The organism is Aceticella sp. 75b-Ac (genome assembly GCF_056032965.2).
This window is the reverse complement of record NZ_CM190971.1, coordinates 1848033-1869865: the sequence shown is the minus strand read 5'-3', so window position 1 is coordinate 1869865 and position 21833 is coordinate 1848033. Positions and strand designations below refer to the sequence as shown.

Annotated in this window: 24 protein-coding genes and 1 pseudogene; 12 read left to right on the top strand and 13 right to left on the bottom strand. The window is 34.4% G+C overall.

Annotation, left to right across the window (positions count from 1 at the left end):
- Positions 1-11 precede the first annotated feature (11 nt).
- The 4 genes and pseudogenes from AC0LWJ_RS09640 (at position 12) to AC0LWJ_RS09625 (ending at position 1746) form a co-directional block, all read left to right on the top strand.
- Positions 12-677, top strand: a complete 666-nt coding sequence (locus tag AC0LWJ_RS09640; protein ID WP_503031432.1) for an ABC transporter ATP-binding protein — start codon at positions 12-14, stop codon at positions 675-677.
- Positions 678-730: 53 nt separating this feature from the next.
- Positions 731-1174, top strand: coding sequence for a GNAT family N-acetyltransferase (locus tag AC0LWJ_RS09635; RefSeq protein WP_474239781.1), 444 nt, complete (start codon positions 731-733; stop codon positions 1172-1174).
- A gap of 149 nt (positions 1175-1323) precedes the next feature.
- Positions 1324-1464, top strand: a pseudogene (locus tag AC0LWJ_RS09630) (hypothetical protein); the annotation flags it as partial.
- Positions 1465-1512: 48 nt separating this feature from the next.
- Complete coding sequence (locus tag AC0LWJ_RS09625; protein ID WP_474239779.1) at positions 1513-1746, top strand: hypothetical protein; 234 nt, start codon at positions 1513-1515, stop codon at positions 1744-1746.
- Positions 1747-2000: 254 nt separating this feature from the next.
- On the opposite strand, the gene AC0LWJ_RS09620 is transcribed toward AC0LWJ_RS09625, so the two are convergent.
- Positions 2001-2498, bottom strand: a complete 498-nt coding sequence (locus tag AC0LWJ_RS09620) for a PIN domain-containing protein (RefSeq protein WP_474239777.1) — start codon at positions 2496-2498, stop codon at positions 2001-2003.
- A complete protein-coding gene (locus AC0LWJ_RS09615; RefSeq protein ID WP_474239775.1) occupies positions 2482-2799 on the bottom strand; it encodes a UPF0175 family protein in 318 nt (105 codons plus the stop codon). Before AC0LWJ_RS09615 ends, AC0LWJ_RS09620 begins: the two co-directional genes overlap by 17 nt.
- Positions 2800-2942: 143 nt before the next feature.
- Between AC0LWJ_RS09615 and AC0LWJ_RS09610 the strand changes: the two genes are divergently transcribed.
- The 7 genes from AC0LWJ_RS09610 (at position 2943) to AC0LWJ_RS09580 (ending at position 9530) form a co-directional block, all read left to right on the top strand.
- Positions 2943-3569, top strand: a complete 627-nt coding sequence (locus tag AC0LWJ_RS09610) for an ABC transporter ATP-binding protein (RefSeq protein ID WP_474239791.1) — start codon at positions 2943-2945, stop codon at positions 3567-3569.
- Position 3570: 1 nt separating this feature from the next.
- Positions 3571-5892: an ABC transporter permease gene (locus AC0LWJ_RS09605; protein WP_474239774.1), complete on the top strand. Its 2322-nt coding sequence runs from the start codon at positions 3571-3573 to the stop codon at positions 5890-5892.
- A 29-nt stretch (positions 5893-5921) separates the two neighbouring features.
- Positions 5922-6215 (top strand): hypothetical protein, encoded by a 294-nt coding sequence (locus AC0LWJ_RS09600; RefSeq protein ID WP_474239772.1) that lies wholly within the window; start codon positions 5922-5924, stop codon positions 6213-6215.
- Positions 6216-6293: 78 nt separating this feature from the next.
- Positions 6294-7163: a radical SAM/SPASM domain-containing protein gene (locus AC0LWJ_RS09595; RefSeq protein ID WP_503031431.1), complete on the top strand. Its 870-nt coding sequence runs from the start codon at positions 6294-6296 to the stop codon at positions 7161-7163.
- Entirely contained in the window at positions 7160-8197 is a 1038-nt protein-coding gene (locus tag AC0LWJ_RS09590) for a 3-oxoacyl-ACP synthase III family protein (RefSeq protein WP_474239770.1), read from the top strand. The genes AC0LWJ_RS09595 and AC0LWJ_RS09590 overlap by 4 nt, the downstream gene beginning before the upstream one ends.
- A 923-nt stretch (positions 8198-9120) precedes the next feature.
- Positions 9121-9366 carry a nitrogenase component 1 gene (locus AC0LWJ_RS09585; RefSeq protein ID WP_474239787.1) on the top strand — a complete coding sequence of 82 codons (246 nt, stop codon included), beginning with the start codon at positions 9121-9123 and terminating at the stop codon, positions 9364-9366.
- The gene (locus AC0LWJ_RS09580) at positions 9330-9530 is read left to right on the top strand and encodes a hypothetical protein (protein ID WP_474239769.1); all 201 of its coding nucleotides are present in this window, start codon (positions 9330-9332) and stop codon (positions 9528-9530) included. Before AC0LWJ_RS09585 ends, AC0LWJ_RS09580 begins: the two co-directional genes overlap by 37 nt.
- Before the next feature lie 372 nt (positions 9531-9902).
- Here AC0LWJ_RS09580 and glmS read toward each other — a convergent pair whose 3' ends face one another.
- Positions 9903-11729: a glutamine--fructose-6-phosphate transaminase (isomerizing) gene (gene glmS / locus AC0LWJ_RS09575; protein WP_474239785.1), complete on the bottom strand. Its 1827-nt coding sequence runs from the start codon at positions 11727-11729 to the stop codon at positions 9903-9905.
- Positions 11730-11967: 238 nt separating this feature from the next.
- Positions 11968-13311, bottom strand: a complete 1344-nt coding sequence (gene glmM / locus AC0LWJ_RS09570; RefSeq protein WP_474239767.1) for a phosphoglucosamine mutase — start codon at positions 13309-13311, stop codon at positions 11968-11970.
- Between the two features lie 174 nt (positions 13312-13485).
- Here glmM and dinB point away from each other — a divergent pair, with 174 nt between their 5' ends.
- The gene (dinB, locus tag AC0LWJ_RS09565; RefSeq protein ID WP_474239765.1) at positions 13486-14727 is read left to right on the top strand and encodes a DNA polymerase IV; all 1242 of its coding nucleotides are present in this window, start codon (positions 13486-13488) and stop codon (positions 14725-14727) included.
- Between the two features lie 21 nt (positions 14728-14748).
- Here the strand turns inward: dinB and AC0LWJ_RS09560 are convergent, their stop codons facing one another.
- From AC0LWJ_RS09560 to AC0LWJ_RS09520, 9 genes are all read right to left on the bottom strand, one after another.
- The gene (locus AC0LWJ_RS09560) at positions 14749-15648 is read right to left on the bottom strand and encodes a patatin-like phospholipase family protein (RefSeq protein WP_474239764.1); all 900 of its coding nucleotides are present in this window, start codon (positions 15646-15648) and stop codon (positions 14749-14751) included.
- A 151-nt stretch (positions 15649-15799) separates the two neighbouring features.
- Positions 15800-16348, bottom strand: coding sequence for a 2-oxoacid:ferredoxin oxidoreductase subunit gamma family protein (locus AC0LWJ_RS09555; RefSeq protein WP_474239762.1), 549 nt, complete (start codon positions 16346-16348; stop codon positions 15800-15802).
- Between the two features lie 55 nt (positions 16349-16403).
- Positions 16404-17195 (bottom strand): thiamine pyrophosphate-dependent enzyme, encoded by a 792-nt coding sequence (locus AC0LWJ_RS09550; protein ID WP_474239760.1) that lies wholly within the window; start codon positions 17193-17195, stop codon positions 16404-16406.
- A complete protein-coding gene (locus tag AC0LWJ_RS09545) occupies positions 17195-18262 on the bottom strand; it encodes a 3-methyl-2-oxobutanoate dehydrogenase subunit VorB (protein WP_474239758.1) in 1068 nt (355 codons plus the stop codon). Before AC0LWJ_RS09545 ends, AC0LWJ_RS09550 begins: the two co-directional genes overlap by 1 nt.
- 13 nt (positions 18263-18275) lie before the next feature.
- A complete protein-coding gene (locus AC0LWJ_RS09540) occupies positions 18276-18488 on the bottom strand; it encodes a 4Fe-4S dicluster domain-containing protein (RefSeq protein ID WP_474239756.1) in 213 nt (70 codons plus the stop codon).
- Positions 18489-18502: 14 nt separating this feature from the next.
- Positions 18503-19174, bottom strand: coding sequence for a nucleotide-binding protein (locus AC0LWJ_RS09535; protein ID WP_474239754.1), 672 nt, complete (start codon positions 19172-19174; stop codon positions 18503-18505).
- 36 nt (positions 19175-19210) lie between these two features.
- The gene (locus AC0LWJ_RS09530) at positions 19211-20401 is read right to left on the bottom strand and encodes a CdaR family protein (RefSeq protein WP_474239752.1); all 1191 of its coding nucleotides are present in this window, start codon (positions 20399-20401) and stop codon (positions 19211-19213) included.
- Positions 20391-21224 carry a diadenylate cyclase CdaA gene (cdaA, locus tag AC0LWJ_RS09525; RefSeq protein WP_474239750.1) on the bottom strand — a complete coding sequence of 278 codons (834 nt, stop codon included), beginning with the start codon at positions 21222-21224 and terminating at the stop codon, positions 20391-20393. The genes AC0LWJ_RS09530 and cdaA overlap by 11 nt, the downstream gene beginning before the upstream one ends.
- Positions 21225-21371: 147 nt before the next feature.
- Positions 21372-21785 (bottom strand): universal stress protein, encoded by a 414-nt coding sequence (locus AC0LWJ_RS09520; protein ID WP_474239748.1) that lies wholly within the window; start codon positions 21783-21785, stop codon positions 21372-21374.
- Between the last annotated feature and the right edge of the window lie 48 nt (positions 21786-21833).

Genomic DNA, 21833 nt, shown 5'->3' with positions numbered 1-21833 from the left:
GGTGATGAAAGATGCTTAAAGTAAAATTTGTAAAAAGGCTTCCTGATTTTGTTCTTAAAGTTGACTTATTGCTTGATAAAGAAATTTTGGTTCTTGTTGGACCTTCAGGATCTGGCAAAACAACTGTTTTAGAATGTATTGCAGGTTTTCAAAAGCCAGATTGCGGAGAGATAATATTAGGGGAGAAAATCCTTTTTTCTTCATCAAAACGAATCAATCTTTCTCCAAACAAACGAGGTATCGGATATATATTTCAGGAATATGCCCTTTTTGATCATCTAACAGTAAAAGATAATATTTCTTACGGAGTAAAGAATTTGCCAAAGGAGGAAAAAGAAAAACAACTTAATGAAATACTTAAACAATTTGATATACCTCATCTGGCTGAAAGATATCCAGTTCAGCTTTCAGGCGGAGAAAGACAGCGGGTAGCTATGGCAAGAACCCTTATAACAAAGCCTCATTTGTTATTGCTGGATGAACCCCTTTCAGCTATGGACAGGAAGCTAAGGGAAAGGCTGCGCAAGGAAATAAAAGAACTTCATGGACAGTGGAATATACCCTTTGTTTTGGTTACACACTGCCGATGTGAAGCAGAGCTTGGCGATAAGGTTTTTAAGGCTGAAAAAGGTGAAGACAAAGGAGAAATAATAATGAAGTTCAATCAAAGTGCTTGATGGGCAATGCGGTTGAAATATATCCTTTTTGTTTATATTGAGGAGGTTCAAGAATGGAAGTAAAAGAAGCAGGGAAAGAAGATATAAATGAAATATGCCTTTTATTACAAGAGCTTTTTGAACTTGAAAAAGATTTTTCACCAGATTATGATAAGCAAAGGAAGGGACTGGAAATAATCCTTGATAATCCACAATACGGGTATATATTACTTTTGAAAGAAAAAAATAAGATTCTTGGAATAGCTAATTTATTGATTACTGTCAGTACTGCTATGGGGACAAAGGTTATTATACTGGAAGATTTTATTATAAAAAGAGAAGAAAGAGGAAAGGGAAGAGGTAAATTTTTCATGAATACCATTTTAGATTTTGTAAGAGAGAAAGGATATTCAAGAATTACTCTTCTGGTTGATAAAGACAATGTAAAAGCTCTCAAGTTTTACAGTTGTCAAGGTTTTGTTAAATCAAACATGGAATGTTGGCGTTATTTTCTGTAAAGAAAAAGCAAACAATTTGCACAAAAAGGGTATGGAAGAAATATTCCATACTCTTTAATCTGCGTAAATATTGGTGCGCCTGACAGGAATTGAACCTGCGACATAGAAAAAAGATAGAAAAATTATTTAAAAAGGTATTGACATGTTAAATTTATAATAATATATTCAACAATATAATTCAGAAAACAAAAGTTAATTATTCAACTTTAAGTAGGCATCGAAGTATACCTTTTGAAGACCGGACTATTAATCTTGTAATAAGCAGAGGGTCAATATTTTTTTGGCATGACCTTCCAAAAGCCTTTAAAGAAATTTACAGGATACTTACACCAGATGGAATGGCATATATCGGCGGTGGATTCGGCACGGCAAAATTAAAAGAACAGGTAGCAATAAATATGAAAAGAAGGAATAAAGAGTGGAATGGAGGCATGATTCAGACTTTTGGCAATAACCCGGTAGAAATGCTCGATAATCAATTAAGTCTTGCAGGAATTAAGAATTATAAGGTTATTATGGATGAATCAGGATTATGGTTGATTATGAAAGGAGGTAATAACAGTGAAATGTAAAATTTGCGAAAGAGGCTGTGAAATTCCTGAAAATGGAAACTGAAAGCATAAAGCTAAAAACGTTAAGAATGATTTTGCTGTCATCATACATTTCTAAACATAACAAAAAGACCAAAGGGATTTTAAAGAAAATATCCCCTTGGTCTTTGAAAAAAAGGATAAAGGATCAAGCATATGAAATCAAGAATCATGATTTACTGTCCGTGTCGGTTATTGTATACATCTCAAATTATAAATGCAAAAGTTTAGTAATATTATAGCTCATTTTCCTTTGTTAGAATTTCATTATAAAGCCTTAACGAAATTCTATATTCATTCTGTAGCAGAACATCCATATATGACCTAATATTTTCAATTTTACCCAAGTCCTTTGCAAGCACTAAAATACCTATCAATCCAATAGTTTTCAATAGCATTGTTTCTGCAAAATACCTTGCTGGCTTGTCATCAATGATAACTCGATTTATACCCAGTTCCTTCGCTGCAAATATTACTTCCAACTCTCCTTTGTGCAACCTGCCAATTAGCTGCTCAATCATTTGTGTATTCTTAACAATGTACACTTTTATTTTTTGCTTTTTCACAGCAGCCTTTAGTTCTTCAGCCCCTACTTTGTTTACTGCTTTTTCGTTGGTTATCTCATTGAACACCTCGTTGGGAATGATAACTTCTTCAAATATTTCCCACAGCAAATCAAGCCTTCCTATTAGAGATAAACCAATAATGGGACTTGAATTACATACTATTTTCATTTATATTTTTACCTAATTCCTTCTTTATATCATTGATTGCCAGTTCGTCAAGTAACATTTCATCCTCTGTGTACTCACCCCAAGGTATTTTCTTGCTCTTCAAGAAAAAGGCAAAATCACCCAGCGGTAATTCTGCGATTTCAGCAGCTCTTGCCAATGAAACACTCCTGCTTATGAAAAGAGCTATTGCAATAGACTGTTTTATGTTTTTATCTACTGATTTGGATATTCCAAGGCTTTCTATAAGTTTGACAGTATCTTTAGGCAAATCAAGATGTATGCCTACTGTTTCAATCGCCATGTGCATTGCACCACCTTATTAAAAAACATTCAATTTATTTCATTATACTACAGTCATTTTTAATTGTCTAACAAATATTTGTAATGTATTTGTTAATTTAATTTTTAATGTAACATAAACAATCAACTAACTCATTATCAAATATAGATTTTTTTATTGAACAAGGAACATTTACTTGTATTTTAGGTCCAAGTGGGTCTGGCAAAACTACAATACTAAATTTATTGGGAGGAATGGATCGGGCTACGTCAGGTAATATCTTTGTGGATGGAAAAGAAATTACTAATCTTTCAGATGAACAGTTAACAAATTATCGCCGCACCGATGTGGGATTCGTATTTCAATTCTATAATTTAATTCCTAACTTGAATGCCTATGAAAATGTAGCTATTTCTGCCGATTTGAGCGACAACCCTCTTGATCCAAAGGAAATGCTAGAAGCCGTTGGTTTAAGTAATAGAGCAAAAAATTTTCCTGCCGAAATGTCTGGTGGTGAGTTACAAAGAACCGCTATTGCACGTGCTTTATGCAAAAATCCTAAAATACTATTGTGCGACGAACCTACGGGAGCACTGGACAGTGAAACTGGGAAAAATATTTTGCAACTTTTGCAGGATATGGCTCATAAGAAAGGGAAAACCGTTATTGTAGTAACACATAATGCTGCTATTGTTCCTGCTGCCGACAGAGTAATTCATCTAAAGGACGGGCGTGTAGTTCAAATAGAAGATCATGAACAGCCTGTACCTATGGAAAAGGTGGTGTGGTAAATTGAAATATTTGCTGCGTAAACTTCTTCGCGATTTGTGGGATATGAGGATACAATTTTTTTCTGTATTTTTAATGTCTTTTCTTGGAGTGTTAATTTATACAGGAATAGAAGGTGTTTGGCTTGGTATGGATAAACAAGTCAATGCATGGATAAAAACCAGTAATCTGGCTGATGCATGGGTGAGCGGAAATATGATTTCTGGTGATGATATTTCAAAAATAAAGAATTTAAATGGGATAAAAGAAGTGCAGCCTACTATGGTAATTAATACAAAAGCAGATATTTTAAATAATACTCATGATTTACAATTGATGAGCATAAATCCAAACAGAAATAGTATATCTAAACCTTATATAATAGCAGGTGACAGTTTTTCTGAATCACAAAATGCAGTATGGATAAATGAAGATTTCGCCAAAGAAAATCATATTAATATTAATGACAATATTAAAGTCTCAGTTAATAAAAAGCAGATAACACTTATTGTTAGGGGATTAATTCTAAGTCCAGAATACATTAGCTATACTGGTTCAACAACAGCGCTTCAGCCTGATTATAAACAATATGGATACGGTTATGTTTCAGAACAAACTATGAAACAAATATTAAAAGTTTCTGGATATAATCAGCTGAAGCTTATTTATTCATCTGATACTAACTTCAGTGATTTGGAGCAAAAAATAGAAAATATACTAGGTGCAAAATATTACAATATTTCAGACCGCACCAATTTTAGAGGTATTTCAAATTATATCGATAAGATTGCTCAAATAAGGAAACTTTCAATATTATTTTCACTTGTATTTTTTCTTCTTGCTCTTTTAACGATGCAAACAACAATGAAAAGATTAATTGAAACAGAGCGGACGCAAATTGGTACATTAAGAGCTTTGGGTTATCATAATAAACAACTCCTGTTACATTTTGGTCTCTACGGTTTTATAATAAGTCTACTTGGAGTAACTGTAGGATTAATTACAGCACCACACACCATTACTCCGATCTTATTAAATTTACAGAAAAAGTTCTACTCCATGCCAGTCTGGAAAGGGCAAAATTCATTTGTAGCATATGGAGTAGCAGGACTTGTTATACTTTGCTGTACTATAGCATCAATTTTAGCTAGTAAAAAAGGTGTTATCGGAATGCCAGCCGAAGCACTTCGTAATGAAGCTCCCAGAGGTGGAAAACAAATATTATTGGAACATTTTTCAGGCTTTTGGAGTACACTTTCCTTTGAGTGGAAATGGTCGCTACGTGATATTTCCAGAAATAAAGGACGTACCTTTATGGGGATAATCAGCGTTATTGGTTGCATGATGCTACTTATCGCAAGTTTTGGTTTACGGGATTCTCTTGTAGGAACTAATCAATTTTTATATGGTAAACAATATGACTATTCTGTTAAAATTATTTTACAGCCAGGTGCAACAGAAGATAATTGTATGAGTTTGTTTAATTTGGTAAATAAAAATGGTCAATGGTTAGAAGAAAAAAATGGAGAAATACGTACAGCTAAAAATCAAAAAAATATCGCAGTAGAAATTCTTGAAAGGGGTTGTTTTATACACCTGAAGGATGAAAGTGGTGCTGTTATTCCACTTCCAACTTCTGGTGTGTTAATAACTCATAAACTTGCCGAAGAAATGGGCATTCAGAAGGGATCAACCATTCAATTTCACATTGTAGGAAATACTGATTATATAACTGCTGATGTCTCAGATATTACAACTATTCCATATCCACAAGGTGTTTATTTATCAAAAGACTGTTGGGAAAAGTATGGTAATTCATTTAAACCCACTGCACTTCTATCAGGCACTAATATGAAAATTGATGATATTTCTAATTTGCCTTATGTCAAAGAAACAACAACACTTCAGAAACAACTTGATGATGTTAACAATGTTTTAGATAGCGTACAAATGGTTGTTTTCCTTTTACTTGCTGTGGCTGTTTTATTAAATGTAATTGTTTTATATGATTTGGGAGCCTTAAATTTCACAGAGCGAAAACGAGAGTACGCAACAATGAAAGTTATGGGATTTCATCAAAAGGAGATTCGCACAATAATTTTTAGAGATAGTGTTTTTAACACGGTTATTGGTTGGTTATTAGGTGTGCCAATTGGTATTCAATTTTTAAAGATTTACGTAGGTTCTGTTACAACGGATAATTTTGAATATAAACCTATGATCACTCTGCTTAGTTTTATCGTTGCAAGTTGTATTACTATAGGAACATCTATGTTTGTGTGTATGTTAATAAGCCGAAAAGTAAAAAAATTAGATATGATTGAATCGCTAAAATCAGTGGAATAGGAATTAAAATTTTAGGGGGGTAATATTTTATGGAAGAGTTCAAAAGATTTACTGAATTGACGGAAGAAATTTCTGAGGCTATGTTAAACAATGTTATGCAAGAATCTTGTTCTCATATCATAGAGTTTTTCAAGAAGCAGAATGAGAAATACAACTATAATTGCGAAAGTGGGCGTTACTTCATCAATAGTTTCTTTCCCTCTTTTCCAAGTTTTGCATGGAGCAGAACAGTTCAAGACTTTTACGACATTGCTGTACATAATGAGCGAATCCCGATTCAGACTGACATTGTTATAACAGGAAAGTGTCATTGTAATTGCTGACACTGTTTTAGATCGAAAGATAATAATGAAGATCTATGCATAGAAACCATTCGCCAATGTTTTAGCTCATTATACGACATGGGTACAACCACTATTGGAATTACAGGTGGAGAACCCATGTTACATAAAGATATTTTAGATATCATTTACTCTATTCCAGATGGTATTGAAGCTCAGCTCTTTACTACTGGTCATAATATTGATGTGCAATTTGCTTCAAAAATCAAAGACTCTAATTTAACTAGATGCATTGTAAGTTTGGATCACTATGATGAAGAAATTGTATGTGGGCTTCGTCATAATCCAAACGCATATAAAGAAGCTCTAAAAGCAATCAGAGTGTTAACTGAGCAGAATATTTATACAGCGGTTACAGTATGTATAACTAATGAACTTTTAAAACCAGGTGCCTTACAAAAATATTTTGAATTTATTCAATTTTTAAATATAAATGAATTAAGGATTATCATGCCTATTCCACAAGGAAATTTGAAGGGACAAAATTTCAGTCATTTATACTCTGATACCATCAAATTTGTTAAACAATTCAAAAAAGAGCATTCTTCATCGGCAGTCATGCCCATTATAGTAAATTTTTGTGAAATTGAAAGTTCTAGTTATTTAGGGTGTGAAGCAGGAGTCAATTATATGGCAATTAACAACAATGGTTGTGTTACTCCTTGCGTTGCAGTTCCTTTATCATTTGGGAATATTTATAAAGATAATCTTAAAGATATATTTGAACGTATGGGAGAATTCTTTCCTATACCTGGAAGGATCTGTTATGGAAAAATTTTAGGGAGAGTTTTATCCCGCGAAAAAGTAGACACAACTATAACTCCCATTCCTACCGATTTTTCTTTAGACATAGCAAAACAGTGTAATGTATTGCGAGACAGACCAGCCTTTTTTAAATGCTTTGACTGCAGAGGAGGATATGAATCATGAAAGGAAGAATTGCAGGTACCGGTGCGTTTAATCCTCAGTCGATTTCTGATGATTTTTATATCGAATTGTTTGGAAAAAAAGCAAGAGCTATTTCCAAAATATTACCCCATCATAATCGATATTGCGCTATAGATCTGAATACAGGAGATATTTATACTACTAATATTGAAATGGCATATGAAGCTTCTTTAATGGCCATAAAAAATGCTAATCTTTCTCCCAAAGATATTGATATGATTATTTACTCAACAGCTACTCCTGATTATGTTGTGCCACCATGCTTTGCCTTGTTACAGGAAAAATTGGGAATATCTAAATGTATGGGATTTGATATTCGCTCCGGATGCGCAGGCTTTGGTACTGCAGTAAATCTTGCATTAAATCTTATTAAAAGTTTAATGGTACAAAGGGTATTGGTTGTAGGCTCAGATCTGTTATCCAGTAGATTTTCTGAATTTTTAAAAGACAAGTCTTCTATTACGTTAAAGACATTATTTAATCTTATGTTCTTTGGAGATGGTGCTGGAGCCGTTGTTTTGGAAAATACTGATGAGTCTAATTCATCAGGATTTTTCTATTATGATATGGAATCTAACATGGCGAATGTTCCTTATGGGTCTATAATTGAGATAGGAGGGTCAAGATATCCTTATCCTATAAACGAAATTCCTCGTGAACGTTGGCCAATATTTCAGGCTAATGGATTAAGTGATGAATACTTACCCAAAGTTTTAATTTATGCATTACAGAAATTCAAAGATAAGACAAGTATTGGTATAAGTGATTTTGATTATTACTTGATGCCTGTTGTATCGGAAAAAATGCAACAAGAAATTCTAACTGTCTTTCCTGATATGGATTTAAATAAAATAGTCAGTATTAGTGCCAAAGGTGGAGCGTTATTAAATGCCGCAATTCCAATTGCATTATCCAATGCGATTAGTAAAAATTCTTTTAAATCTGGGGATATGGTTTTATTATATGCAGCTGAAAATACTAAGTGGCAATACGCTTTATCAGCTTTTATTTGGTAATAATAGAATATTTGTGAATAAAATAGATGTGTTTTAAAAGATACACAAAATTGTTAGGTATATATGTAATTTATCTACATTGGGTATCACGCTGATGTAAAATATTCCTAACGAGTTGTATTTAGATAGTTCATAATTATTAGAATTTTCAATATTGTTATAGGATAAATTTTCTAAGGCAATTTTATATAAAAGGTGGAATAATTTAAACCTGTGAGTGATTTAGTTATTTTTATTGAGAGCTGTTTTTAGTTGCCTACGTTATATACAATCATTAACATACTTCGAAAAATCTACGATTAATTCTCAACGCAATCTTGAAAGTCCTTGAAATATAGGTAATGAACCATGAAAAGAAGTGGCCTTTCATGTATATAAACAATAAGATTGCAAGCGAATAAGTTTAGAGAATTGTTACAAGCAGGCGATAGTGGCGACACTAAAGCTTGTCTCTATAATGGCGACTAATCGTTGGAAAGCCGTATGAAGCGAAAGTTTCACGTACAGATTAGAGTGGGGGGAAAGGCGGAGATAACATCAAAGCCTTACCTATTAGTCACGATATAGATGCTGTTTTAAATGCAATAATTATGATTTTAATAATGGTGTCTTGCAGAAGGCAGTGTCAATAAGTTTAAAGTAATTAAAAGAATTATGTATGGAAGGTGTAGCTTTGATATGCTAAAAGCTAAAGTGCTTTTGTCTGAACATATGCGCAAAATCAACTAACTATGGAAAGAACCTTAAAATTCCTCTTGTATATTTGAAATAAACCCTTTCCCTCCCCCCTCTCTCAATCCTTGATTTCCGTAGTGCCCATCTTTTTCCATGGAATAAAGTCTTACTGTGGATTAGGTTTAAGAATTTCAAATGAAATGGAATAAAGTTGTTCGGTGGATTAAGGGTTAAGGTCTAAAGTAAATATAATCCCAGGGATAATAACACCGGGTGATATACGGGAAATCAAGCATCTTCTTAAAGAAATGGGTATAGAAGGCATAATACTGTTTGATATTTCAGATACTCTTGATGCACCTTTGCGTCCGCCTCAATCAATTCCTTATTATCCTAAAGGAGGTACAAAATTAGAGGAAATCGAAGATATGTCTAACTCATTGGCTACCTTTGCACTGTGCAGAGATTCAGAGGAAGCGGAGCAGAGTATTTAAAGAGCAAGTTTGACATACCTGCATTGGTAACAGGGAGTATTGTTGTTAATGGAACGATTGAGAATATTTTAAAGGTCCGAAAACCCTTGATCTTTTTTGGGACAACGGCTGCCGGGACTGCTAAGTTAATGGGATGGGAAAGATTTTGCCCTTGTTCTTATTGATATAGATTTCTTAATATGCAGGGAAAAAGGTGATGAAAGATGCTTAAAGTAAAATTTGTAAAAAGGCTTTTGTTAAATCAAACATGGAATGTTGGCGTTATTTTTTAAAAAATTAATAAACTCTCTCCACTCCCCTTCCTCAAAACCCTTGACACTACTGCCTTTGTAATTTTCCACATCTAATTAAGTCTCTCTATTTTCTATATCTATTTTGGAATGACTTTTTTATATTTGGCATAATAAAGTCATTCCAGACTTAAACCTTATCCCTTTACTCTTATCTCCTTTTCCCCCGACTTTTTTATTTCTATTGCCTCCTGTTTGGAGTGAATATATTAGGGGGAAACAAATACAACATATATATCTCGTTCTTTATTCTACAGTAACGCTTTTAGCAAGATTACGTGGTTTATCTACATCACAGCCCTTATCGACTGCCATATAATATGCAAGAAGCTGAAGCGGCACTACTGCCATAATAGGCGCTATTTCTTCTAATGTTTCCGGTAAATAGATTACTTTTCCAACAACACCTTCAAGCTGTGTATTACCCTCCATTACAAATGCCAATACATAACCACCTCTTGTCGTTACTTCTCTTATATTGCTGAGCATTTTTTCAAACAGGTTCTCCTGTGTAGCTATTGCTATTGTCAGTGTTCCATCTTCTATCAATGCTAAGGTGCCATGTTTTAATTCTCCTGCCGCATATGCCTCTGAATGTATATATGAAATCTCCTTCAGCTTAAGAGAACCTTCCATTGCAACAGCATAATCAAGCCCCCTGCCGAGATAAAAAACATCCCTTGTATTATAATGTTCTGATGCAAATTTTTGTATTTCATCTTTATTATCAAGGAAATTCTGTATTTTCTCAGGCAGGGCTTTTAATCCTTCACAGATTTCAGCTGCATATTCTCTTGTAATAGTACCCTTCTTTAATGCAAGATCCAGTGCTATGAGATATATGGCAACAAGCTGTGTTGTATATGCTTTTGTTGATGCAACAGCTATCTCGGGACCAGCCCATGTATATATAACATCATCTGCCTCCCTTGAAACAGTGCTCCCAACTACATTTGTTATAGCAATAACCCTTGAGGCATGGCTTTTCGCTTCTTTTAGCGCTGCAATTGTATCTGCCGTTTCTCCTGACTGGCTGATAACAATAGTTAGTGTCCTTTCATTTATTATAGGATTTCTATACCTGAATTCTGATGCAATATCAACCTCAACCGGTATTCTTGCAAATTTCTCTATAGTATATTTGCCGACAATACCTGCGTGATATGCTGTACCACATGCTACTATAAATATTTTATCAATATTTGCAAGCTGTTCTTTTGTTATTTTTAAATCGTCTAAGACTATATCACATCCATCGACAATCCTACCTCTTAAGGTATCTTTTATAGCCTTTGGCTGTTCATGTATTTCCTTTAGCATGAAATGCTCATATCCACCTTTTTCAGCAGCTTCAACATCCCATTTTACTTTATACACTGATTTTTTTATTTCTCTCCCAAATATATCAATAATCTTAACGCTATCTTTTTTAATTATGGCTATTTCCTTATCATCAAGAAAATAAACATCTCTTGTATGCTTCAATATTGCCGGGACATCGGAAGCTATAAAATTTTCGCCTTTACCAAGTCCCACTATAAGAGGTGCGTCTTTTTTTGCTGCGATAATCATATCAGGACAATCTTTTGAAAGAACACCCAGTGCATATGAGCCTTCTATCCTATCTAATACCTTTTTTACCGTTTCTACTATATCCCCTTTGTAATAATATTCCATCAAATTCGCAATAACCTCAGTATCCGTTTCTGATTTGAATTTATAACCTTCCTGGACAAGCAATTTTTTTAATGGCTGATAGTTTTCTATTATACCGTTATGGACAACAGCTATAATACCGGACTGTGATAAATGAGGATGCGAATTGTTATCTGATGGCTCCCCATGTGTTGCCCACCTTGTATGACCAATACCTACCGAACCAATAAGGTCATCTTTTTTTATTGCTTCCTCTAATACACTTATTCTTCCTTTAGATTTCTTTATTTCTATATTACCGTCCCTCAGAACTGCTATACCTGCTGAATCATAGCCCCTGTACTCAAGTTTTTTTAAACCTTCCAACAATATTGGCGTCGCCTGTTCATCGCCAATATATCCAACAATTCCGCACATATTAAGTCTCCTCTCGAAATTAGTGTTTTTCTGCCCGAACCGCTCTATGTCATGGTCGCCCATGGTTTTACCGGTTCTTTTCGGTCGCAGCAAACCGCAGGGTATCCGCCGAAATCTCGATAAACCCTGTCCTCGTCAACTTAAGGAACACCTTAAGTCCAGGCGCTTTTATTCATTTGTCATTGTCATTACACATTCCCCCTTTCGATAGAAACATATCTCCTTTCTTTATTACATACTAATTTAGCTTCTTTTCAATAAGAGTAGCAAGTTCTTTTGCCATTGCTTCTATTTTACTATGGTCTTTGCCTTCTACCATAACCCGAACGAGTGGTTCCGTACCGGAAGGTCTTATTAAAACACGTCCTTCTCCCTTCATGCAGTTTTTTAGTTTTTCTATTTCCCTGTTTATATCTTCGTCTCTCATATATTCATATTTTAATTCATTTTTAACCTTAGCATTTACTAAAACCTGTGGATATGAAACCATACAGGAGGATATCTCAGAAAGAGGCTTTCCGCTTTCTTTTAAAAGTTTTGCTACTTTAAGCGCTGTTATTTCTCCATCTCCTGTTGTATTATGTTCAGAAAATATTATATGCCCTGATTGTTCTCCACCAATAGAATAATCACCTTTAATCATTTCTTCTATCACATACCTGTCGCCAACCTTTGTTTTAACAATATTTATTTCATGTTGCTTAAGTGCTATATCAAGTCCTATATTGCTCATAACCGTTACAACAACAGTATTATTTTTCAACTTTCCATGGGTTTTAAGATATATTCCACATATCACCATGATGTGGTCCCCATCTACGATATTTCCTTTCTCATCAACTGCAATCAGCCTGTCTGCATCTCCGTCAAATGCAAGACCTAAATCAGCACCATTTTTCAAAACCAGTTCTTGTAATTTTTCAGGATGTGTAGAACCACAATCTACATTGATTTTCTCTCCAAGGGGTTCTGCTGCATATAGTATAACATTCGCTCCAAGCTCCTTAAAGAGGATAGGAGCTGTTGTACTGCTGGCACCATATGCACAATCAAGGACTATTTTTAATCCCTTTAAATCACCCTCAATTGTAGACTTCAAAAATTCAATATAGTCCCTTTGAGCTTCTGCACATTCTCTGCGTACTCCTATACCTGTACCTGTTGGTACCGGCAGCTCTATTTTTTCTTTCATTATCTTTTCTATTTTATTCTCAACTTCATCAGGAAGTTTATATCCATTTTTATCAAAAAACTTAATTCCATTATATTCAACAGGATTGTGAGATGCTGATATAACAACCCCCGCATTTGCGCTATACAGCCTCGTAAGATACGCAACAGCAGGTGTTGGGATAATACCAACACTTATGACTTCCGCCCCCACTGATGTAAGTCCTGCTGTTAATGCACATTCAAGCATATCACCAGATATACGGCTATCTCTCCCGATTATAATCTTAGGTCTGTGTGTTCCTTCTGTCAATACAAATGCACCAGCTCTGCCAAGTTCAAATGCCAATTGAGGTGTAAGCTCACTGTTTGCGATTCCTCTGACACCATCAGTACCAAATAATCTTGCCATTCTCTAACTCCTCTCGTAAAACATTCGATATTATAATATCACATCAACAAAAATTATGCAATTTACGATAAATTTTAAGCTGTATAAAAAAACCTCTTTTCTTTTTATAAAAAATAATATATACTATTATACGAACATAAGTTTTAAGAATACATGTTTCTATGGGGTGAAAATATGCGAAATATACTGCATGTCGATATGAATGCTTTTTACGCCTCTTGTGAACAGGCAAAAAATAAGAATTTAAAAGGGAAGCCTGTACTTGTAGCAGGTGACCCCTGTAAACGCCATGGCATCGTCCTTACTGCTTCATATGAAGCAAGGAAATTTGGCATAAAAACAGGAATGCCAAATTGGCAGGCTAAGGCTTTATGCCCAGATGCCGTTTTTCTAAAACCTGATTTTGACTGCTATACTCAATTTTCCATAAATATGATAAATATTTTAAAGGGGTTTTCTCCCTTAGTTGAACAATTCTCTATTGATGAAGCATGGGTAGATATCACAGGATGTGAAAAGCTTTTTGGAAATCCTCTGGAAATTGCTGATAAAATACAGAAAAAAATAAAGAATAATCTTGATTTGCCATGTTCTATAGGTATATCTGAAAATAAGCTTGTAGCAAAGATGGCATCTGAATTGAAGAAGCCTATGGGCATCACATATCTCCCTCTGTCAGATATAAAGGATGTCCTATGGCCTCTTGATGTACATGAACTTATATGGATAGGCAGCGCAAGGGAAAGAAAATTAAAAAGCCTTGGTATATATACAATCGGAAATCTTGCCAATACTCCTTTGAGTTTTCTTATAGAGCTTTTTGGAAAATGTGGAAGAGATATATATTATTTTGCCAATGGAATTGATTTAAGCCCTGTCAGACCATATGCAACAGATGCAAAATCCTTTGGCAATACAATCACCCTTCCTAAGGATTATACGGATATTGAAGATATAAAACGGGCTCTTCTTTGCCTTTCAGAAATGATAGGCAATCGAATGAGAAAACATAATTTTATGGGTAAAACAATAAACCTCATAGTTAAAGATTCAAATTTTAAAACCATAACACGCTCATGTTCAATCAATTATACTGTCCTTACAGAAGATATATTTGAAACCTCTCTAAGACTTTTTATGGAAAATTATCCTTCTGGTTTTAAAATTCGTATGCTGGGTGTCAGTATATCAAATCTTGTTAAAATAGATAAAGAAGTCCAAATCTGTTTTTCCCAAAACTTAAGATATGAAAAACTTAAAAAATTAAACACCGTTGTTGATAAAATCCGGGAGAAATACGGTTTTGATATTATATCCCGCGGTTTGACCTTGACCGGTGAAATTATAAAAGAAACTTCACCCCTTTCAAGTATGAAAAATTTTGACCCAAGAGTACACAGCTACTTTAAGATTTAACACCCCCCGTAGAGAGAATATTTAAGAAGATATTCTCTCTACTATCACTTCTGCTTTATCAACCGCTGATACAAAACCTCTTTTAATACACTCACCAGCAAGGTCAAATTTATACCACTTTATATCTTTGACATCAGGTTTAATAATTATTATATCATTGTTATCGCAATTGCTGTAAAAATATTCTTCGGTAGTATCTGATTCAACAAGTTGCAGCGACCTGTAAGTGTATTTAAAAACATCAGGAATAGTATTTCTTATTTTTCTGTAGATATTGCCATGCCTTTCTTTTCCAATATACCTATTTTTTTCAAAGAAATTTTTCATGCCATCAACGGATTTTTTCATATTTATAAATGAATTTGTACTATCAATTTCTGAACTTACATCAACCGCTATCACTATATCTGACCCTATTGCCTTTGCTACATTTACAGGCAAAAAATTAATTATAGAACCATCTGCAAGGATGTATTTATCATGTTTTACAGGTACAAAAATACCCGGTATAGATATACTTGCCCTAACAGCCTTTGCAACAGAGCCTTCTTTAATTACTATCTCCCGTCCTGTGATGATATCTGTTGCAGTAACAACAAAGGGAATTTTAAGGTCTTTAAAAGTTTTTCCATCTATCAATTCATCGAAATATCTTTCAAGTATTTTTCCTGATATAAGCCCCTTTCTCGGAAAATTGAAATCAAGTAGCTGTAAAAATTTCAAATGACTCATGTTCGAAGCTGTCTTTTCTATCTCTTCAATGGGCATTCCTGCCGCATAGCATGCACCGATGATACTTCCCATACTGGAGCCTACAATAAAATCCACCGGTATATTATATTTTTCGATTACCTTCAATACCCCTATATGTGCATATCCTCTCGCACCTCCGCCGCCAAGAACAAGCCCAACTTTCTTCATATTTTTTATCCCTCCATTGTTTTTACTCTATCCATAACTATATTCTTCATTTCATCAACTTTTTCAAGGGTATAAAACCATTCCTTGTCTTCACATGATTTATTTATTTGATATTTTGCACTATAAAACTACAAATATACATAATATGTCATTATAAAGGCTGTTTCTTTACAATATCAGCACCTCTTGTAAGTGCCTGTTCATTTATTGAAATAAGGTGTTCCTTAGTAGACCCTAAAACCTTCTTTAATGCTTCAAGCAGGGATTCTCTTTTAATAAGATTCGTTCTATCAATGAGTGCACCAAGTATTACCATGTTTGCTACTTTTAAATTTCCCAGTTCATTTGCTATGTCATTTGCCGGTATCTCATATACTTCAATGTCTGTTCTCTGAGGTTTTTCACCGGCTATTGAACTATTTATGAATAATTTGCCTCCCGGTATTAAATTATTTTCAAACTTTTCTAAAGAAGGCCTATTCATAGCAACAACAATTGTTGCTTCTGTTATGATTGGTGAACTGATAGGTTCATCAGAAATTGTAATATGGCAGTTGGCTGTTCCTCCACGCATTTCAGGACCATAAGAAGGAAGCCATAATACATTCTTGCCCTCCATCATACCGGCATATGCCAAAAGCTGCCCCATTGACATAACACCCTGTCCTCCAAATCCCGCAAATATCATCTTTTCTTCCATTTTATCATCTCCATAATTATCCACATAAATCTATTTTACTCCCTCAAAAATATTTTTATATATAAGTTATAGGAGGATAGGAAAAAGCAGGCACAGTGCATTTTACATCCTCAAGGGTATTTTTATATATTCCAAGAGGATAGAAAGGCTCCATATGCTCTTTTACCCATTTTAAAGCCTCAATGGGAGACAACCCCCAGTTTGTCGGACAGCTTGAAAGTACCTCGATAAGTGAAAAGCCTTTTTTCTTTATCTGTGCTGTAAAAGCATTTTTTATAGCTTCTTTAGCCTTTTTCACATGCATTACATCATATACAGCAACCCTTTCAATATATGCGCCTCCATCCAATGTGGAAAGCATCTCGCATATCCTTATTGGATAGCCGTTTTTATCCGGTGTTCTACCATAGGGTGTTGTCAATGTCTCTTGACCTATTAATGAGGTTGGAGCCATCTGCCCACCTGTCATTCCATATATTGCATTATTTACAAATATCACCGTAATATTTTCACCCCTTACCGCGGCATGAACTATTTCAGTCGTACCTATTGCCGCAAGGTCTCCATCCCCTTGATATGTAAAAACAATACTCTCAGGATGTACCCTTTTTATACCTGTTGCAACTGCCGGTGCCCTTCCGTGCGATGCCTCCTGCATATCACAGTTGAAATATTCATATGCAAATACTCCACAGCCAACAGGTGCAACACCTATTGCCATATCAAGCACGTTTAGTTCTTCCATAGCTTCTGCCACAAGCCGGTGAATAATACCATGTGTACAGCCGGGGCAATAGTGAAAAGGTATATCTGTCAGCCCCTTTGTTCTCTTAAATACAATTGTCATTAAAGTACACCCCCTAAAATCTTTTTAATCTCATTTAATATGGCTTCTACTTCAGGCACCATTCCGCCTGTCCTCCCATAAAAATACACCGGTTTCCTGCCATTAACCGACAGTCTCACATCCTCTACCATTTGTCCCATACTCATCTCAAGGGCTAAATATGCCGATGTTTTATTTGCTGTTTTTTTAAATGGCTCCTGCGGAAAAGGCCACAATGAAATTGGTCTTATAAGCCCTATCTTCATTTTATGTTTTTTAGCTTTTTCAATAACATCTTTTGCAATACGTGCTATTGTACCATATGCTACAAGTATTACATCTGCATTTTCACAATCTTTCATTTCATATCTTATCTCATTTTCCTGTGCTTCTTTATATTTTTTGAATATATCAAAATTATGCTTTTCAAGTAACTGCGGGTCAAGTTCCAATGAAGTAATAATATTCTTTTTGCCTCTTTTGCCTTTTCCTGTTGTTGCCCATGTTTTCTCAGGTAAAACCTCATCTGTTTTTTTAATACTTTCAAAATCAACAGGTTCCATCATTTGACCTATCATTCCATCTCCAAGGATCATAACAGGATTCCTATACTTATCAGCTATATTAAAAGCCTCCATCGTAAGTTCTGCCATCTCCTGTATTGTTGACGGTGCCAAGACAATCAATTTATAATCGCCATGCCCGCCCCCCTTTGTAGCTTGAAAATAATCCGACTGTGATGGCTGTATACCTCCTAAGCCGGGACCTCCTCTCATAATGTTTGCTATTACACAGGGAAGTTCTGCACCTGCTATATATGAAATGCCTTCCTGCATAAGGCTTATTCCGGGACTGCTGGAAGTTATAAGGACTCTCCCACCTGCTCCCCCAGCACCATATACCATATTTATTGCAGATACTTCGCTCTCAGCTTGCAAGAATACCCCGCCAACCTGTGGCATTCTTTTTGCCATATATGCTGTTATTTCATTTTGGGGTGTAATAGGATATCCGAAATAATACCTGCATCCCGCTTGTATAGCAGCTTCTGCCAATGCTTCATTGCCTTTCATTAATACCTTTGCCATCTTCAATCCCTCCTCACTTTTTGACTGTTATCACAATATCCGGACACATCATTGCACAAGATCCACAGCTGATACATAAAACCATGTTTTCAGGTCTTATTGTAGCAGGATGGTATCCTTTTGAATTTAGCTTATTCAAATCCATTTCAATTATATGTACTGGACATGCTGCCCTGCATAGCTCACATCCTTTGCACAAATCTTCATTGAAAATTACCTCTTTCACAAAAAACCCTCCTTTCAGATATTCCATGGTGTTTTCATATGCAATTCTATAGGTAATACCAAATAACTTAGATCAGGAACCTCTGATGCTAATTCCTTTTTTACTGCAGCCATCTTTATAGCTATACCAGTTCTTTGGCTTACTTCTTTGACAACTTTATGCCCTTTTAACACATCCTGAACTGTAGTTTCATTTAAAAGATGTGTATTATTGACAAGGTGCGTTATCTTCACCCTTGCCGCTGTCTCAACAAGATTTATATATTCTATAACAGAATCTGCGTCCTTTGTAAAAGGTCTATTTACATTTACAACAAATAATATATCTGCATTCTGATCTTTTACTATATTATGGTACTGTCCAAATGCCACAGCACCCGCATCATCACCTCCTACATCAATTACCGCATATTTTTCTTTATTCTGCAGTGCTCCATAAATATTCCTTGAAAGAGCTGGTACATCCGCATTCATATATTTCTCCTCTGTCCCAGTTACCTTTATCCCCCATGTTTCCATAAGCTCTTTTCTGACTTCCCTTGAACGAAAATACGGATTTACTATGTCAAGGTCAACAATCTCCACATTTTTGCCGCATTTCTTGATATATTTAGCATAATTTATTGCAATTTCAGTTTTACCTGTGCCATAATGCCCAAGTATAACAGTAAGCCTATTAAAATCCATTATTTGCCTCCTATGATCTTCCCCTCACCTTATTAATTAAGGTATAGTTACATTTGCTGTATCAGGATTTATTTTTATTATTTTAAGATTTAAATTTGTGGTAACATTAATATTTACATTTTGTTTGCCTGAACCAAAATTAGAAACATCTACGTATGCATTAAAATTATCCGGTACTGCCGAATTAACAACACTTTCAACACCAGACACTGTAACAGTCACAGTTTGATTGCTAAGCTGAGGATTTCTATTTTGACTATCCTTAACCTGTATATTATTTATTACGATATCCTTAGTAATAACTTTTTGTATATCAATAAAAACTTTAGCCGTTGAATCATTTTTTACTAGTTTTGCTCCCTCAGGAAGGTCATACGGTATATCTTGGGTTATCTTATGATTTAAACCTGTTATATCAATTTGTTTTGTATTAATACTCTTAATCTTATCTAAAATACTATCAGAACCAGTAATATATACATACTCCGGCATCACATTTACTGAAGCTATGTCATATCCATCCTGTACTTTACCAATAATTTTAGCATTAACCGGTACTTTTACTGTTTTATTAACTTCAATATTTATATTCACAAACTTGGGGTCTATATTAATTCCTTTTACTTCTTTATTATCCTTATCAAGTGCAATTACAGGAACTGATATATTCATATCTTTATTTTTATTAGATACATTTACCTGTGCAACAATATTTTTTACCAAATTGATTTTACTTTTTGGTCCACTTATCAATACTTTTTCAGGTTTTGATACCGCCGGCATCATTGCATATCCTTCGGCAATATTTCCGCTTATTTCAATATTTACAGGCATTTCTATTTGTGCAATATAGTCCACATTAACTTTGATTTCAGACGGACTTATAGAAACAAGTGCTATATTATTCGGAAGCCCATTAATATCTATTGGTATAACATTTATGCCCTTAGAGGTAATCCTGCTTAAATCTGCCTGTGCTGTAATATCAGTCGATTTCAACTTTAATATGTCATTACGTCTTCCTCTAAGTCTTAATGTTACATAATAATTTTTTTCATCAACAATTGTAAGACCTTTTTTCTCCAGTGTATTTATATTTACAATTTTTACAGGAATATTTGCCATTTCATATGGAATTTCGGGATTCTCATCCCCCATTACATATAACCATAATAGAAAGGCAAGAATAACCGAGAAGATTTTAATAGTTATATCCTTAGTCAGCATGTTTATTCCCCCATTTCAACCAACTCGCCGCTTTGTTTTCTTTTGCTTTAAACATACTAATAAGTACCTCTCTAAGAGTTTTTATATCAAGATGTCTTGATATTCTGCCATTCTGTGCAAGTGATATAGTACCGGTTTCTTCTGATACTATTATTGCTAAGGCGTCAGATACCTCAGTAACACCAATAGCAGCTCTATGCCTTGTTCCAAGTTCGGTACTTAAGTTCTGGCTGTCGGTTAAAGGTAAAAAACATCCTGCCGCCATTATTCTATCGTCTCTTATAATAACTGCACCATCATGCAGTGGAGTATTAGGTATAAATGTGTTTATCAAAAGTTCACTTGATATCTTTGAATCCATAAATATTCCTGTTTCAATAAATTCATTAAGACCGGTTTTCCTTTCAATTACAACAAGCGCTCCAATTTTCGACCTTGAAAGAAATTGAACAGCATCACATATTTCCCCCAGTACCTCTTTTATATCCTTCATATCATCATTGATAATAAAAAAATTTTTTCTAAAAAACTCACTCCTTCCTAAAGATTCAAGGGCTCGCCTTAATTCCGGTTGAAAAACAATTAAAAGTGCGATTACTCCAACGGTCATAGCATTCTTTAGTAAGTAATTAACAGTTCTTAATTGAAGCCATTCACTAAGTTTTGTTACAACGATAAGCACCACAAGTCCCTTAAGAAGCTGCTCTGCTCTTGTTTTTCTTATTACTATAATAAATTTGTACATAACATATGCTATAATTGCAATATCTACAATATCATTGATTCTTATGGTTTTTATAATATCAATAAGGTCATTAAACAATAATATTCACTCCCTGAGGCATAATAATTTTTAAATAAATTAATGTTTATTTATAGTAATTATACAACAATATAATTACTATAACAAAAAATATTTTGCTAAATCTTATGTTTGAAATATTTATATAAATAAAAAGTCATAGAAAAACTATTCTATGACCTCTACCATTATATTGCTCTCTTCTACCTGTTTAATAAGTGGATTTATGACATCACTATACACGAAAACTTCAAAAGCCGATTTTAACGATTTGCCAACTATAATTTCAGTGATATCGTTATCTCTTGCAAATTCAGCGAGGGTGTCTGAAATTTTTTTGCCTACCAAAATCGATACCCTTCCTCCCATCTTCTGTGCCATATCAAACAGCTCAATTAAAATCTTATGTTCTTTCAAATCATTATAAATATCGTTATTTTTATTCACATATACAACACAAAATTCACCATTTGTCTCTTTTGCCCTTTCGGCGCCTCTTTCAACAAGCCTACGGCAACTTATCTGCGGAGTTATGCAAACCATAATTCTGCTTTTTGCTCCGGGCTCGTAACTTAAAACCATATCAAATCCCCTCTCAGGAAAAATTTCTTCCCTGTATATCTTAATTAT

Bases quoted from the DNA above. Each gene is read 5' to 3' on its own strand.
- AC0LWJ_RS09640 (WP_503031432.1), top strand. From the start codon at position 12: ATGCTTAAAGTAAAATTTGTAAAAAGGCTTCCTGATTTTGTTCTTAAA.
- AC0LWJ_RS09635 (WP_474239781.1), top strand. From the start codon at position 731: ATGGAAGTAAAAGAAGCAGGGAAAGAAGATATAAATGAAATATGCCTT.
- AC0LWJ_RS09625 (WP_474239779.1), top strand. From the start codon at position 1,513: ATGGCATATATCGGCGGTGGATTCGGCACGGCAAAATTAAAAGAACAG.
- AC0LWJ_RS09620 (WP_474239777.1), bottom strand. From the start codon at position 2,498: ATGAAAATAGTATGTAATTCAAGTCCCATTATTGGTTTATCTCTAATA.
- AC0LWJ_RS09615 (WP_474239775.1), bottom strand. From the start codon at position 2,799: ATGGCGATTGAAACAGTAGGCATACATCTTGATTTGCCTAAAGATACT.
- AC0LWJ_RS09600 (WP_474239772.1), top strand. From the start codon at position 5,922: ATGGAAGAGTTCAAAAGATTTACTGAATTGACGGAAGAAATTTCTGAG.
- AC0LWJ_RS09595 (WP_503031431.1), top strand. From the start codon at position 6,294: ATGGGTACAACCACTATTGGAATTACAGGTGGAGAACCCATGTTACAT.
- AC0LWJ_RS09590 (WP_474239770.1), top strand. From the start codon at position 7,160: ATGAAAGGAAGAATTGCAGGTACCGGTGCGTTTAATCCTCAGTCGATT.
- glmS (WP_474239785.1), bottom strand. From the start codon at position 11,729: ATGTGCGGAATTGTTGGATATATTGGCGATGAACAGGCGACGCCAATA.
- glmM (WP_474239767.1), bottom strand. From the start codon at position 13,311: ATGGCAAGATTATTTGGTACTGATGGTGTCAGAGGAATCGCAAACAGT.
- dinB (WP_474239765.1), top strand. From the start codon at position 13,486: ATGCGAAATATACTGCATGTCGATATGAATGCTTTTTACGCCTCTTGT.
- AC0LWJ_RS09560 (WP_474239764.1), bottom strand. From the start codon at position 15,648: ATGAAGAAAGTTGGGCTTGTTCTTGGCGGCGGAGGTGCGAGAGGATAT.
- AC0LWJ_RS09555 (WP_474239762.1), bottom strand. From the start codon at position 16,348: ATGGAAGAAAAGATGATATTTGCGGGATTTGGAGGACAGGGTGTTATG.
- AC0LWJ_RS09550 (WP_474239760.1), bottom strand. From the start codon at position 17,195: ATGACAATTGTATTTAAGAGAACAAAGGGGCTGACAGATATACCTTTT.
- AC0LWJ_RS09545 (WP_474239758.1), bottom strand. From the start codon at position 18,262: ATGGCAAAGGTATTAATGAAAGGCAATGAAGCATTGGCAGAAGCTGCT.
- AC0LWJ_RS09535 (WP_474239754.1), bottom strand. From the start codon at position 19,174: ATGGATTTTAATAGGCTTACTGTTATACTTGGGCATTATGGCACAGGT.
- AC0LWJ_RS09530 (WP_474239752.1), bottom strand. From the start codon at position 20,401: ATGCTGACTAAGGATATAACTATTAAAATCTTCTCGGTTATTCTTGCC.
- AC0LWJ_RS09520 (WP_474239748.1), bottom strand. From the start codon at position 21,785: ATGGTTTTAAGTTACGAGCCCGGAGCAAAAAGCAGAATTATGGTTTGC.